This window comes from Paracoccus mangrovi (assembly GCF_042648425.1).
GTDB lineage: Bacteria > Pseudomonadota > Alphaproteobacteria > Rhodobacterales > Rhodobacteraceae > Paracoccus > Paracoccus mangrovi.
The window spans coordinates 173,764-186,931 of sequence record NZ_JBHRXJ010000007.1 but is presented as its reverse complement, the minus strand read 5'-3'; the positions used below and the strand labels follow the sequence as shown (position 1 = coordinate 186,931).

Sequence of the window (13,168 nt, the reverse complement as noted above, 5' to 3'; positions counted from 1 at the left end):
TGAAACGCGCCCCTCGCAGCCGTCAACGCCATGATTTATATGCGAAATATCACGATTACGACAGCGAAATCAGCGACTTACTTGGAGAATGTGGGATCAAGGGCTAAGACGCTCTACCCCCCACAAACTTTGCGCAACTTTCTGCCTGTTCGCGTCCAGATCACTGTTTTCATTGACGGAATTACGCCTTGACCACCGAAAACGGTCATGCAGGCGAAACGCACCGTCTGCCCAGAATTCAATCTGTACCGGTGTAATCCGATAGCCCCCCCAATGCGGGGGACGCGCAGGACGCAACCCTAGATTGATTCCCTGCCGGGCGACCTCGGCCATCAATGCGGCGCGACTCTCAAGCGGCCGGCTCTGCCGCGAGGCCCATGCCCCGATGCGCGATTGCAACGCACGCGATTGATAATAAAGGTCGGCCTGGGCATCGCTGACGCGGGTGACATGGCCGCGCACGCGAATCTGCCGGCGCAGGGATTTCCAGTGCAGCACAAAGGCCGCAACGCCCGTCGCCTCGATTTCGGTGCCCTTGGCGCTTTCGAAATTGGTATAGAACACAAAGCCGCCATCGGCGCCTGCGCCCTCGATTTCCTTCAAAAGCACCATGCGCACATCGGGCAGGCCCGAGGCATCGACCGTGGCCAGCGCGATGGCATTGGGATCGTTGGGTTCGGTCCTTTCGGCCTCGGCCAACCAGCTTCTTGCGATATCAAAGGGATCGTCACCCGCGAAGATTCCGCTCCGATCACTCATGGCCAAGCCGTCACCAACACTTGATTCCTCCTTGCAGTTGTCCTAATCCTGCTGAAAACCGAAGAAGCGCAAGGGGCAGCAGCATGTCAAGTGACGGTGGTATGGGGCTGATGAAGGGTCGTCGCGGCCTTATCATGGGTCTGGCCAATGACAAATCCATCGCCTGGGGCATTGCCAAGGCACTTGCCGATCAGGGCGCCGAACTGGCCTTTTCCTATCAGGGCGAGGCACTCAAGAAGCGGGTCGAGCCGCTGGCGGCACAGATCGGCTCGGATTTCCTGGCGGAATGCGACGTCTCGGACGAGGCCTCGATCGACGCGCTGTTCCAGACCATCGCCACGCGCTGGGACAGCATCGACTTCATCGTCCATGCAATCGGCTTTTCCGACAAGGACCAGCTGCGCGGCCGCTATGCCGAGACGACCCGCGACAACTTCCTGATGACGATGGATATCTCGGTCTATTCCTTCACCGCCGTCGCCCGCCGCGCCGCCGCGATGATGCCCGCGGGTGGCGCCATGCTGACCCTGACCTATTACGGCGCCGAACGCGTGATGCCGCATTACAATGTCATGGGCGTGGCCAAGGCCGCGCTTGAGGCAAGCGTGCGCTATCTGGCCGAGGATTTCGGCAAGGACGGCATCCGCGTCAACGCCATCTCGGCCGGACCCATCAAGACCCTGGCCGCCAGCGGCATCGGCGATTTGCGCTATATCCTGAAATGGAACGAGCTGAATTCGCCCTTGCGCCGCAATGTCAGCCAGGAAGATGTCGGCAAATCGGCGCTGTATCTGCTGTCAGATCTGGGCTCGGGCGTGACCGGCGAGACCCATCACGTCGATTCGGGCTATCACATCGTCGGTATGAAGGCAGTCGACGCCCCCGATATCGCGACGACGAAAAAGGACTGATCGCCCCGATGAGCGTCGAGCAGGTCATCGCGCTTGTCTCGGCGCTTTCGCTGGCGATCCTGACCCCCGGGCCGTCGATCATCGCGACGGTCCAGACGGCATTCGCGCATGGGCGCGAACGCGCCCTGCCCTATGCGCTGGGGCTGGCCTTCGGGGCCTCGCTCTGGTGCATCTTTGCGCTGGGGGGGCTTGCGGTGCTCTTCAAGCTGCATCCCGCGCTTTATGTCGGCTTCAAGATCTTTGGCGGTCTGTACCTGTTGTGGTTCGCCCTGGGGTTGTGGCGCGCCTCGACCCAGCCGCTGCCGCAGGCGGCGGCCGGGGCCAAGGGGTTCCTTGGCGGTATCGCACTCAATCTTTCGAACCCGAAGCCCGCGCTGTTTTACGCCGCCCTGATCCTTTCGGTCTTTCCCGAGCCGATGGGACCGGGCCGACAGGGGCTGATCTATGCGATCTGCCTTGCGACCGAGCTTTTCTGGTATGCGACCGTCGCGGTTCTGATGTCGACAGCCACCATGCGCTCGCGCTATTTTGCCGCCAAATTCTGGATCGACCGGACAGCGGCCATCGCCATGGCGGCGCTTGGGCTGCTTCTGATCGTCAAACACTGAAAGGATCGCTGCGATGAACGACCGTCTGCCCCATGAAAAGGGTTTCCACGTCAGCTGGGACCAGCTGCACCGCGATGCCCGGGCGCTGGCCTGGCGGCTGGACGGCACCCCCTGGCGCGCCATCGTGGCCATCACCCGGGGCGGTCTGGTGCCGGCGATGATCGTCGCGCGCGAGCTGGATATCCGCGTCATCGATACGATCAGCGTGAAATCCTATAAGGGCGTCGGCTCGGACGCCGGTCAGGGCGAGCTGAAAGTGATGAAATCGCCCGATCCCGCGCTGGTCGGCGATGGCGAGGGCATTCTGGTCGTCGACGATCTGGTCGATTCCGGTCGCACGCTGGAACTGGTGCGCCAGATGTATCCCAAGGCGCATTTCGCCACCGTCTATGCCAAGCCCAAGGGCCGCCCGATGGTGCAGACCTATGTCACCGAGGTCAGCCAGGACACCTGGATCTTCTTCCCCTGGGATATGGCGCTGCAATATGTTCAACCCTATCGGGGCGAGGATTGAGCCCGAAGCATATCGAGGGCCGCCACGGCCCCCTGCATTGGCTGTTTGAGACCAGCCTGCTGCTCAAGGGGGTGTTCGCCACGCTGGAAGCCGTGGCCGGCGCGGCGCTTTTGTTCATCACCCATGGCGCGATCCTGCGCGCCGTGGACTGGCTGACCCACAACGAGCTGATCGAGGATCCCACGGATCCGCTGGCCGCCCATGTGACGCATCTGGCCGAGAAATTCAGCGCCGACAGCCAGCATTTCTATGCCATCTATCTGTTGGGCCATGGCACGGTGAAGCTGGCGGTCGTGGTGCTGCTCGCGCGCCGTATCGCCTTTGCCTATCCGCTGGCCATCGCGGTATTCGCCGCCTTCATCGTCTATCAGCTACACCGCTGGACGCAGACGCATTCGCAGATGATGCTGGCGCTGTCGGCTTTTGATGCGCTGCTGATCTGGCTGACCTGGCAGGAGTGGCGGGGCGGCAACCATAAGATTACATGATTTGAAAAGTGGAGTTTTGCAGGCTCATGGAAGCCCAGATTACGATTAGCCCCGCTATCGCAGCCGGAAGTTTCAATTTTGCGGTATTTCTGGATTTCATTGCCAGATTTACTGATGCCCTGGCTTGGCCAGCTGCCGTAGTTATCATTGCTTTCTGGCTGAGACATCCTGTTGTCAGACTTATGAACGATCTCAAACTTAAGACTATCCGGGGCGCAGGAATTGAGGCTGAGTTTGAGAATACCCTAGAAGAATCAGCACAGAAAACAGCCGAAATAACTCCTTCTGCCGAAGACATCAGGGAGGTCGAAGCTAAGCCCTTTGCTAGAGTCACTGATAATCGGGGACGTGTTATTGGCAAGTTTGCCGCAGTAGGAAAAGCCCTTGAACAGCTTGCCAAAGCTCTAAAACCTGGACTGGAGGGAGGTGCAGGTCGCTTGCAGCAGGTTGGCCGCGATCTGTTAGAACCTGCGCAGAGTGAAATCTACAACAACTTGCGCGAGCTCAGGAATCGGGCAGCACATGTCGTTGAGTTCAATATCAGCGATGAGCAGATACAACAATACGAGCATATTGCTGAAAAGCTGATTGCATCGATAAATGCTCTTGCGGCCGGAGACTACTGAATGCTCACCCATTCCCCCGAACAAACCGCGCCGCGCCCTCGGCAGCACGCTGCAAGGCGCGGCTTTTGTTCACGGTTTCCATGAACTCGGCCTCGGGGTCGCTGTCATAGACGACGCCGCCGCCGGCCTGAATATACAGCGTCTGGTCCTTGATGACCCCGGTGCGCAGCGCAATGCACATGTCCATTTCGCCGTTCGCCGCGAAATAGCCGACGCCACCGGCATAGACGCCGCGTTTTTCGGGCTCGAGCTCGTCGATGATCTCCATCGCGCGGACCTTGGGCGCGCCGGACACGGTGCCCGCAGGCATGCCGGCAAGCAGCGCCGACAGCGCATCCTCGCCCTCGCGCAACTCCCCCACCACGTTCGAGACGATATGCATCACATGGCTGTAACGCTCGACGATGAATTTCTCGGTCGGCGTCACGGTGCCCATTTTCGCCACCCGGCCGACATCGTTGCGGCCAAGATCCAGAAGCATCAGATGCTCGGCCAGTTCCTTCTTGTCGGCCAGCAGATCGGCCTCAAGGGCGTTGTCCTCTTCGGGCGTGGCGCCGCGCGGACGGGTGCCGGCGATGGGGCGCACCGTCACCTCGCCGCCGCGCAGGCGCACAAGGATCTCGGGGCTGGCGCCGACGATCTGGAAGCCGCCGAAGTTCAGGAAGAACATGAAAGGCGACGGGTTCGTGCGCCGCAGGCTGCGATAAAGCGCGAATGGCGGCAGCGGGAAATCCATCGACCAGCGCTGGCTGGGCACGACCTGAAAGATGTCGCCGGCGCGGATGTAATCCTTGGCCTTTTCGACGGCGGCCAGATAGCCCTCCTTGGTGAAATTGCTGCGCAACTCGCCGACCTTGAGGTCATGGCCAAGGGCGCGCGGCTCGCTTGGCTGACGGTCCAGCGAACGCAGCGCCTCCATCAGCCGCTCGGCGGCCTGCGCATAGGCCGCGCGCGCGGGCAGGCCGTCCTGATGCCAGACCGGGGCGCATAGCGCCACCTCACCCTTGACGCCATCGAGCACCGCCACGACCGAGGGGCGCAGCATCATCGCATCGGGCAGGCCGAGGGGATCGGGGTTGATGTCGGGCAGCCGTTCGACCAGCCGGATCATGTCATAGCCCAGATACCCGAAAAGGCCCGCCGCCCCGGCGGGCACGCCCTCGGGCATGTCGATGCGGGATTCGCCGATCAGCGCGCGCAGGCTGTCCAGCGCCGGGCGGTCATCATCCACGAATTCGTCCGAATAGCGGGCATTGCGGTTCACCCGCGCCTTGCCGTCGCGGCATTCCCAGATCAGATCCGGTTTCATGCCGACAAAGGAATAGCGGCCGCGCAACTCACCCCCGGTCACGCTTTCCAGCATGAAGGAATTCGGCGCCGCCTCGGCCAGCTTCAGCATCAGGCTGACCGGCGTATCCAGATCGGCGGCCAGCCGGATGGTCAGAAGCTGGTTGCGACCCGCCGCCCAGCCGGCCTCGAATTCGGAAAAACCGGGAGTGATGTCCATTACTGCAACTGTGCGTTCACCGCGTCGATGGCGGTCTGGTTCAACGTCACCCCACCCTGGGCCTGCAAGGCGCGGGTGAAGTATTCGAAAACGTCCTGACGCAGGGAATCGGCCAGCCGGGCATCGATGCCCTCGCGGACCTGCTGCGCCTCTTCGCCATCCGAGGCGGCCGGATGGATCGCGTCCAGCGTGACCAGAAACACCCGGTTTTCCGCATCGACCACCGCGGTTTCGCCCGGCTCGTCGATGTCAAAGGACTGGGCGACAACCTCTTGCGGCACGCCGTTGATAAAGCCGCCGCGCGTCAGCCCGGTCTCGGCCTTGCCGGGCTCGGGCGTCACCGCCGGCGCGGGCGTTTCGACCGCCGTCTCCGGGGCCTGGGCGCCGGCGGCCTGCGCGACCGGATCGGTCGCGGCAAGCTGGGCCGCGGGCGTGGCGGGCTGGGCCGCCGCATCGGCATCGACGCGACGCTCTTCGGCAAGGGTCAGAAGCTGGCGATGGGTCTCGTTCTGTTTCCAATCCTCTTCGACGCGGGCGCGGACTTTGGCAAAGGGGATCAGCGCCGGCGGCTCGATCTTGTCGAGGCGCAGAGCAAAGACGCCGCCATCCTCAAGTTCGAACAGTTCGGGGAAATCGGCCTCGGTCGCGGCGGCGGCGCGCTGGCGGAATTCGGGATAGGCGTCGATGCCGCCCGGCTCGGCCTCGGCGCTGGCATCCCAATCGATGCTGCCCAGCTTCATGCCGCTGTCCTTGGACAGTTCCTCAAGCGTGGCGCCCCCGGCAAGCCGGTCCTCGAAATCGGCGGATTGCTCTTCGATCTGGCGGCGGGCGCGGTCCACGGCGGCCTCGACGCGCAGGTCGTCGCGGGCCTGTTCATAGGGGATGTTCAACGGCTCGAGGATCGCGTTCATCGAGAAAAGCGCCGGCCCCAGATCCGAGCCGGCCGGCCCGGCGATGCCCGGCTCTTCCAGCGCGAAAACCGCATCACCCGCAGCCCCCAGATCGGCCTTGCTCACTTCGCCCAGATCGATGTCGTTCAGCGACAGGCCGCGTTCGCCGGCCAGCGCCTCAAAGGTGATCTCGCCCTTGTCCAGCCGGGCCTTGGCCGCCTCGGCGGTGGCCATGTCGGGGAACACCAGCCGTTCGACCATGCGGCGCTCGGGCTGCTGGAAATCGGCGATGCGGCTGTCGTAAAGCTCGCGCAGCGCCTGTTCGTTCACCTCGACCGTGCCCTCCAGCATCTCGGGGGTCAGCCAGACATAGGTGATCTTGCGGATTTCGGGGGCGGTGAACCGGTCGGCATTCGCCTGATGCCAGGCCTCGAGCGTGGCGTCGTCGGGTGTGGCGACCGGCGCGGCCAGATCGGCGGCGGTCAGCTCGCGCCAATGCAGATCGCGGCTTTCCAGAAGCCAGCTCTGGGTCAGCGCGGTGACCGGCGCGGGCGCGGTGACACCGGCCAGCGCGGCCTGTTGCAGGATGGCGCGCGCCTCGTCCATGCGCAGGTCATATTCGAACTCGCTGGTGGTCATCCCCTCACGACGCAGGGTGTCGGCATAGGTCTCGGGGCTGAAACGACCGTCAAGGCCGCGAAAGGCCGGGATCGCCGCGATCTGTTCCTGCACCGGCTTGTCGCCGACCGAAACGCCAAGGCGCCCTGCCTCTGCCTCAAGGGCGGCGGCGGTAAACAGCCGCGCCATCGCGGCCCGGTCGACGCCGATGGCGCGCGCCTCGGCGGCGCTGAGCTGACGGCCGGTCCGGGCCGAAAACTCCTGCATCTCGGCGCGCAAGCTACGGGTATAGTCGTCAGAAGAAATCTCGACATCGCCGACCGAGCCGATATCCGCCGTGCCGCCCGAGAAATTGGTGACGCCAAAGCCACCCAACCCCAGAACCAGCATCCCCATCAGCAACCACACGATGGTCGATTTGCCCTTGCCGCGCATCTTGTCGCTGCCTCGTCTTGAATTTCGTCTTTGGCAAAGTCTTTAGGCTGACCGCGCCCCGGCGGCAAGGGTCGCGCGTCACAAGGCCGGTGACAGGCCCGCGAGCGGCGCGCCCGAACCGGAATGCCCCATCATCCCGGCATGGCGGGCTTCGGGGATGGCCGGGGGGCCAAACCGGGGGTGGCGGCGGTCCCTGTGGCGAAAAGACCGGGCTATCGCTTGATCCAGGCGGCCACGTCGTGGAAATTCGACCAGCCCTGTTCCGAAAACAGCGTCATCTGGGAATTTTCGTGACGTTGACCCAGCTTGAATATCTGATCATATCGCGTCGCGGAAACGCCCCAGTCATCCATCCCGATCTGCGCGGTTTTATGGGGATATGGCATGTAGGCATAACCTTCCGATTCGTATCCGCGCAACAGATCGGCATAGGTCACGGATTTTTTCGGATCCTTCTTTGTCGTCTCATAAAAATATTGACCATGGAAAGTCGCGATCAAAAGCCCGCCACGACCCAGCGCGCCGAAAAGCCTGTCAAACAGCACCTCCATTCGGGCCATGTCCAGATGCGTGAAAACCGATCCGACCCAGATGACATCCAGCCCCGCAGGCAGATCCAGATCGTTGAAATCCGACGTCGACTGCACCCCATGCGCGTCGAATGTGCGGGCACAGAAGGCCACGGCGTCGGGATCGATATCCGCGCACCACATTTCGGCGCCGGGAAATGCCGCCCTGAGATATCTGGCGACCCTGCCATGACCACAGCCGAAATCCATGATCCGGTAAACCGTCTGCTTGCGCGATATCGCCAGTGCCGACAGAACCGTCTGAAGCCCCGATTCCCCGACAATCTCATAATCGTCCAGCCGGGCATGATTGTTGAACATATGATCGTCGGAATGAATATCGGTCGCGACCATTCCATTGCGATAATTCGCCCATGCGGCGGATATCTTGTCAAATCTCATGAACGCCTCCTGATAGGCCTCGCCCCGCCTGAAAACATGAGGGCAATAAGATCGTTGCAAGCTTGAACCATTGGGTCAAGACGCGAGGCGGTCGGATCGGTCAAATGGATTTGAAGATCGGCGGATATTTACGCGCCGGGAAGGTCATTTCTGAAACCGGTGGCGGATTATATATTCACGGCATTGAATATATAATCCGACATGGCGCCGGAATTTCGCGGCCCTCGCCGTGCTAGGGCCGGAATGCCTGCAACCGCTGTACCAGCGCGGCGATCCCGGAGACATCGGCATTGGCGAAGGCGATGCGGACATGGCGCGCGCCTTCTGCATCGCCATCGGGCATGAACATGGTGCCGGGCAACAAAAGCAGGCCCGCCTTGTGAACCAGCATCCGCGCCAGATCGGGCGAGGTCATGTCATAGGGATGTTCGGCCCAGGCGAAATAGGCGCCGCAGCCCTTGACGCGCCACCCGTCAAGCCCGGCCATGCCCTCGGCCATCGCGCGGCGGCGGGCCAATATCTCGGCCCGTTCGCCGGCCAGCCATTCCTTCATATTGGCCATGCCCCAGGCGGCGCCGATCTGGCCGATCTGGCCGGCGCAGATGGCCACCGTGTCCAGAAATTTCTCGATCTCGATCATGCGGTCCGGGCTGGCGATCAGCGCGCCGACACGATGCCCGGTCAGGCGATAGGCCTTTGAAAAACTGTAAAGATGGATCAGCGTCTCGCCCCAGTCGGGATCGGTGAACAGATCATGGGGCGCGCCCTCGCGGCTGTCGAAATCGCGATAGGTTTCGTCCACGATCAGGGCGATCCCGCGCGACCGCGCCAGATCATGGAACGCGCGCATCAGCTCGGCCGGATATTCCGCGCCCGAGGGGTTGTTGGGGCTGACCAGCACGATGGCGCGGGTGCGATCCGTGATCAGCCGCGCCGCCGCCCCCGGATCGGGCAGCATATCGGCCCCGCAATGCAGCCCGACCGTGCGGACCCCCTGCATATCCAGCCACATCTTGTGGTTGAAATACCAGGGCAAGGGCAGAATCACCTCATCCCCCGGCGCGGCCAGAAGCGTGATCGCGGCGCAGAATGCCTGATTGCAGCCCTGGGTGATCGCGACCTCTTCGGGGCGGATCGTGGCACCATAGGCGTGCGACCAGTCACGGGCCACGGCCTGACGCAAGGCGTCGCGGCCCAGCACCGGACCATAAAGATGCGCATCGGGTTGGTTCAGCGCCGCCTCGGCCATGGCGCGGCGCAGGGGTTCGGGGGGCGGGTCGACGGGCGCCGCCTGGCTGAGGTTCAAAAGCGGCCGCTCGGGCGGAAAGCTGACACCCTCGATCCAGCGCCGCGCCTCCATGACGGGCGGCCGCGAGGTTGAGACGAGCGAGGGGTTCAACATCTGCATGCCGGCTCCGTGGTCGGGGATGGATCAGTCGTTCAAATTCAGCGCACCGATATCCGGCGGCAGCGATAGGTCGGGCGCGCGCGCCGGACCCGTCTGTCCCGCAACATCCGACCCCGGCGCGGGCCGGGATGCGGTGGCGGACGCGAGCTGTGTCGGGATGCGGCTGGCCGTATCATCGGCCGTCGCGGCCGGCCCGTTATCTTGGGGGCCGTTATCTTGGGGCCTGTTACCTCTGGGCGCGTCCTCTGCCTGTTCCGCATCTGTGGCGGGCATGGTTTCGGACAGAGTGTCGGACGGGGCATCGGCCTCCGGCACATCGGCCCCGGGAACGGTTTCGGCAGCCGCCGCCTTGGGTTCCGCTTCCGGCACCGCTTCGGATTGCGCCGCCGCGCGCAGCGATGCGGCGGGATTGTCTGGCGTGGTCACCATCTGTTCGGGCGCGCGGTCCAGACCCGGCACCACCACCTTGCCTGGCGGGGGAACCGGGATCGGGGCCTCTTCGGCCGGGGCGGGCAGGTCGATGGGATCGGGCGCGGGCAGGCCGATCTCGGGCGCCGTGGGCGCATCGGCACGCATTTCGGGGCGCAGGCGCTCGGCCTCGGCGGCCTCGGGGGCGGGTTCGTCGGCGGGGCGGGCGACCTCCGGGGTCGGCGCGGCGCGGGGCGTTTCGGCCAAAGGCTGCGGCATCTGCGGCTGCATGTCCGAACCGCGCGCGAATTCCGATCCCGCCGGCACGGAAAGCTGTTCGGTGGCCGGGCCTTGCGGCACCTCGGCGGGCGCGGCCGGGGCCGCCCCCTTATCCACCGCGGCGCCCGTTCCCGGCCCCGTTCCCGGATTGGCCGCCATCTGCGACGCGTCCTGACCGGCCGGCACCGTCGCGGGGCGCGGCGGCTGCGGCAGCGCCAGCGACAATGCAACCAGTCCCGCGCCGCATATCACGGCGCCCTGAAACAGCCCTGCCGCGAATCCTCTTGCCATGCTTCGCCTTGTCCCGCCGTCTGTGCGACGCAAATGCGCCCGTTTTTCTTGCCTGGCGGGCTTGACCCCCGACAAGGCTTTAGCCCATCTATAGCCCCAGAATTTCCGGGGTTCACCCCCCAATGCAAGGCCCCCAGCACGAAGGCCCCGAACATGATCCTGCTCATCGACAATTACGACAGCTTTACCTGGAACCTCGTGCATTACATGGGCGAGGCCGGCGCCGAGGTCGAGGTGCGCCGCAACGACGTGCTGTCCGTGGACGAGGCGCTGGCGATGAATGCGCGGGGCATCGTGATTTCGCCCGGCCCCTGCGACCCGGCGCATGCCGGCATCATCGTCCCGCTGATCCGGGCGGCGGCGGAACGCGGGGTGCCGCTTTTCGGGGTCTGCCTTGGCCATCAGGCCATCGGCGAGGCCTTTGGCGGCAGGGTCGTGCGCGCCGACCGCATCGTCCACGGCAAGACCGACGCGGTGACCCATGACGGCACCGGGGTTTTTGCCGGCCTGCCCTCGCCGCTGACGGCGACGCGCTATCATTCGCTGACGGTCGAGCCGGAAACCCTGCCCGATTGCCTGCGCGTCACCGCCACCACGGCGGACGGCACCATCATGGGGCTGGTGCACCGGACGCTGCCCATCGAGGGCGTGCAGTTCCATCCCGAATCCATCGCCTCGGAACATGGCCATGACATGATCCGCAACTTTCTGCGCCGCTGCACCAATCTGGACCGCGCCGCATGAGCGTGCCAAGCGATATCCGCCCGCTGATCGGCATCGCCGCGACCCGCGCCCTGACCGGGTCCGAGGCCGAGGCGGCCTTTGCCGCGCTGTTCGAAGGCGCGGCGACACCCGCACAGATCGGCGGCCTTTTGATGGCGCTGCGCGTGCGCGGCGAGACGGTCGATGAAATCGCCGCCGCGACCCGCGCCATGCGCGCCCGCATGAACCGCATCAAGGCCCCGGCCGATGCGATGGACATCGTCGGCACCGGCGGCGACGGCAAGGGCACGCTGAACATCTCGACCGCGACGGCATTCGTGGTCGCGGGGGCGGGTGTGCCGGTCGCCAAGCATGGCAACCGCAACCTGTCGTCGAAATCCGGCTCGGCCGATGCGCTGACCCATCTTGGGTTGAACGTCATGGTCACGCCCGAAATGGCCGAAAGGGCGCTGGCGGAAATCGGCATCTGCTTCATGATGGCGCCCATGCATCACCCCGCCATGCGCCATGTCGGCCCGACCCGAACCGAGCTGGGCACGCGCACCGTCTTTAACCTTCTGGGGCCGATGACCAATCCCGGCTCGGTCACGATCCAGCTGACCGGCACCTTTGACCGCATCTGGAACCGGCCCATGGCCGAAACCCTGCGCGAGCTGGGCTCGACCTCGGCCTGGCTGGTTCATGGCGGCGACGGCACGGATGAGATCTCGATCGCGGGGCCGACCTGGGTGGCGCAGCTGAAAGACGGCGACATCACCGAATTCGAAATCACCCCCGAGGATGCCGGCCTGTCCCGCCACCCGTTCGAGGCGGTTCTGGGCGGCGATCCCTCCCAGAACGCGGCCGCGCTGCGCGCGCTGCTGGACGGCACGCCGGGCGCCTATCGCGATGCGGTGCTGCTGAATTCGGCCGCCGCGCTGCTGATCGCCGGCAGGGCCGCCGATCTGCGCGAGGGTGCGGCGCTGGCAGCCGAATCCATCGACAGCGGCAAGGCGCGGAACAAGCTGGCGGCGCTGGCCGTTCGGGTGGGCGCCCCCGAGGCATGACCGCCCCCCCGTTTCCGCCCGCCGCCCCGCCCGCCGGCTGGGCCGATCTGGCCTTTTTCCGCGACACATGGCCCGAAATCGCGGCCCGGCTGAACGGCCGGGACTGGCTGCCCGGACCCGAGCGCGTCTTTGCCGCGCTGGCCATGACCCCGCCCGGGGCCGTGCGCGTGGTCATTCTGGGCCAGGACCCCTATCCGACGCCCGGCCATGCCAATGGGCTGGCCTTTTCGGTCACGCCGGAAACGCCGCTGCCGCGCTCGCTCAAGAACATCTATGCCGAGATGCAGGGCGATATCGGCGCCGCCCCCGCGAATGGCGATCTGTCGCATTGGGCGCGACAGGGGGTGCTTTTGCTCAACACCTCGCTCTCGGTACTGCCCGGACAGGCGGGCGTGCATGCGAAATGGGGCTGGGACCGGCTGGCCCGACAGGCCGTCGCCCGCGCACAGGCCGAACGCCCGCTGGCCTTTATCCTTTGGGGCGCGCATGCGCAAAAGGCGCTGGCGGGCCTGCCACGCGCAACGGATCTGGTGATCGAGACCGCCCACCCTTCGCCCCTGTCGGCGCGGCGGGGTTTTTTCGGCTCGCGCCCGTTCAGTCGGGTGAACGATTGGCTGCGCGCCCGTGACGATATGCCCATCGACTGGGCCCTTTCCCAAGTCCCGACCGCAGGGTAAACCGGATCC

The 13,168-nt window shown here is 64.7% G+C and carries 14 protein-coding genes; 8 read left to right on the top strand and 6 right to left on the bottom strand.

The annotated features are described in order from the left end of the window. Window positions 1-96 precede the first annotated feature (96 nt). Window positions 97-759 carry a pyridoxamine 5'-phosphate oxidase gene (gene pdxH / locus ACFOMH_RS11570; RefSeq protein ID WP_377744631.1) on the bottom strand — a complete coding sequence of 221 codons (663 nt, stop codon included), beginning with the start codon at window positions 757-759 and terminating at the stop codon, window positions 97-99. Window positions 760-842: 83 nt separating this feature from the next. Between pdxH and fabI the strand changes: the two genes are divergently transcribed. From fabI to ACFOMH_RS11545, 5 genes are read left to right on the top strand one after another with little or no spacing between them, the layout of a single operon-like run. Next, a complete protein-coding gene (fabI, locus tag ACFOMH_RS11565) occupies window positions 843-1,670 on the top strand; it encodes an enoyl-ACP reductase FabI (protein WP_377744629.1) in 828 nt (275 codons plus the stop codon). Between the two features lie 8 nt (window positions 1,671-1,678). After that, the gene (locus ACFOMH_RS11560) at window positions 1,679-2,278 is read left to right on the top strand and encodes a LysE family translocator (protein WP_374423107.1); all 600 of its coding nucleotides are present in this window, start codon (window positions 1,679-1,681) and stop codon (window positions 2,276-2,278) included. Window positions 2,279-2,291: 13 nt separating this feature from the next. Continuing rightward, entirely contained in the window at window positions 2,292-2,792 is a 501-nt protein-coding gene (gene gpt, locus ACFOMH_RS11555; RefSeq protein WP_374423105.1) for a xanthine phosphoribosyltransferase, read from the top strand. Continuing rightward, window positions 2,789-3,280 carry a DUF2127 domain-containing protein gene (locus ACFOMH_RS11550; protein ID WP_377744627.1) on the top strand — a complete coding sequence of 164 codons (492 nt, stop codon included), beginning with the start codon at window positions 2,789-2,791 and terminating at the stop codon, window positions 3,278-3,280. The genes gpt and ACFOMH_RS11550 overlap by 4 nt, the downstream gene beginning before the upstream one ends. 26 nt (window positions 3,281-3,306) lie before the next feature. Continuing rightward, a complete protein-coding gene (locus tag ACFOMH_RS11545) occupies window positions 3,307-3,906 on the top strand; it encodes a hypothetical protein (RefSeq protein ID WP_377744626.1) in 600 nt (199 codons plus the stop codon). A gap of 4 nt (window positions 3,907-3,910) precedes the next feature. On the opposite strand, the gene trpE is transcribed toward ACFOMH_RS11545, so the two are convergent. From trpE to ACFOMH_RS11520, 5 genes are all read right to left on the bottom strand, one after another. Continuing rightward, window positions 3,911-5,413 carry an anthranilate synthase component I gene (gene trpE / locus ACFOMH_RS11540; protein WP_377744624.1) on the bottom strand — a complete coding sequence of 501 codons (1,503 nt, stop codon included), beginning with the start codon at window positions 5,411-5,413 and terminating at the stop codon, window positions 3,911-3,913. After that, the gene (locus ACFOMH_RS11535; RefSeq protein ID WP_377744623.1) at window positions 5,413-7,356 is read right to left on the bottom strand and encodes a peptidylprolyl isomerase; all 1,944 of its coding nucleotides are present in this window, start codon (window positions 7,354-7,356) and stop codon (window positions 5,413-5,415) included. Before ACFOMH_RS11535 ends, trpE begins: the two co-directional genes overlap by 1 nt. A gap of 212 nt (window positions 7,357-7,568) precedes the next feature. Continuing rightward, entirely contained in the window at window positions 7,569-8,327 is a 759-nt protein-coding gene (locus ACFOMH_RS11530; protein WP_377744622.1) for a class I SAM-dependent methyltransferase, read from the bottom strand. 232 nt (window positions 8,328-8,559) lie between these two features. Beyond that, window positions 8,560-9,735, bottom strand: coding sequence for an aminotransferase (locus ACFOMH_RS11525; RefSeq protein ID WP_377744620.1), 1,176 nt, complete (start codon window positions 9,733-9,735; stop codon window positions 8,560-8,562). A gap of 24 nt (window positions 9,736-9,759) precedes the next feature. After that, entirely contained in the window at window positions 9,760-10,713 is a 954-nt protein-coding gene (locus tag ACFOMH_RS11520) for a hypothetical protein (protein ID WP_377744618.1), read from the bottom strand. Between the two features lie 153 nt (window positions 10,714-10,866). On the opposite strand from ACFOMH_RS11520, the gene ACFOMH_RS11515 reads away from it, so the two are divergent. The 3 genes from ACFOMH_RS11515 to ACFOMH_RS11505 are packed head-to-tail and all read left to right on the top strand — an operon-like array spanning window position 10,867 to window position 13,159. Next, complete coding sequence (locus tag ACFOMH_RS11515; RefSeq protein WP_374423090.1) at window positions 10,867-11,457, top strand: anthranilate synthase component II; 591 nt, start codon at window positions 10,867-10,869, stop codon at window positions 11,455-11,457. After that, entirely contained in the window at window positions 11,454-12,482 is a 1,029-nt protein-coding gene (trpD, locus tag ACFOMH_RS11510) for an anthranilate phosphoribosyltransferase (RefSeq protein WP_377744616.1), read from the top strand. The genes ACFOMH_RS11515 and trpD overlap by 4 nt, the downstream gene beginning before the upstream one ends. Continuing rightward, window positions 12,479-13,159 (top strand): uracil-DNA glycosylase, encoded by a 681-nt coding sequence (locus ACFOMH_RS11505; RefSeq protein WP_377744615.1) that lies wholly within the window; start codon window positions 12,479-12,481, stop codon window positions 13,157-13,159. Before trpD ends, ACFOMH_RS11505 begins: the two co-directional genes overlap by 4 nt. Window positions 13,160-13,168: the final 9 nt, after the last annotated feature.

What these genes read in the sequence shown, in the direction of transcription:
- ACFOMH_RS11545 (WP_377744626.1), top strand. Translation starts at nt 3,307, where the DNA reads ATGGAAGCCCAGATTACGATTAGCCCCGCTATCGCAGCCGGAAGTTTC.
- ACFOMH_RS11515 (WP_374423090.1), top strand. Translation starts at nt 10,867, where the DNA reads ATGATCCTGCTCATCGACAATTACGACAGCTTTACCTGGAACCTCGTG.
- fabI (WP_377744629.1), top strand. Translation starts at nt 843, where the DNA reads ATGTCAAGTGACGGTGGTATGGGGCTGATGAAGGGTCGTCGCGGCCTT.
- ACFOMH_RS11530 (WP_377744622.1), bottom strand. Translation starts at nt 8,327, where the DNA reads ATGAGATTTGACAAGATATCCGCCGCATGGGCGAATTATCGCAATGGA.
- ACFOMH_RS11535 (WP_377744623.1), bottom strand. Translation starts at nt 7,356, where the DNA reads ATGCGCGGCAAGGGCAAATCGACCATCGTGTGGTTGCTGATGGGGATG.
- ACFOMH_RS11560 (WP_374423107.1), top strand. Translation starts at nt 1,679, where the DNA reads ATGAGCGTCGAGCAGGTCATCGCGCTTGTCTCGGCGCTTTCGCTGGCG.
- gpt (WP_374423105.1), top strand. Translation starts at nt 2,292, where the DNA reads ATGAACGACCGTCTGCCCCATGAAAAGGGTTTCCACGTCAGCTGGGAC.
- trpE (WP_377744624.1), bottom strand. Translation starts at nt 5,413, where the DNA reads ATGGACATCACTCCCGGTTTTTCCGAATTCGAGGCCGGCTGGGCGGCG.
- ACFOMH_RS11505 (WP_377744615.1), top strand. Translation starts at nt 12,479, where the DNA reads ATGACCGCCCCCCCGTTTCCGCCCGCCGCCCCGCCCGCCGGCTGGGCC.
- ACFOMH_RS11520 (WP_377744618.1), bottom strand. Translation starts at nt 10,713, where the DNA reads ATGGCAAGAGGATTCGCGGCAGGGCTGTTTCAGGGCGCCGTGATATGC.
- pdxH (WP_377744631.1), bottom strand. Translation starts at nt 759, where the DNA reads ATGAGTGATCGGAGCGGAATCTTCGCGGGTGACGATCCCTTTGATATC.
- ACFOMH_RS11525 (WP_377744620.1), bottom strand. Translation starts at nt 9,735, where the DNA reads ATGCAGATGTTGAACCCCTCGCTCGTCTCAACCTCGCGGCCGCCCGTC.
- trpD (WP_377744616.1), top strand. Translation starts at nt 11,454, where the DNA reads ATGAGCGTGCCAAGCGATATCCGCCCGCTGATCGGCATCGCCGCGACC.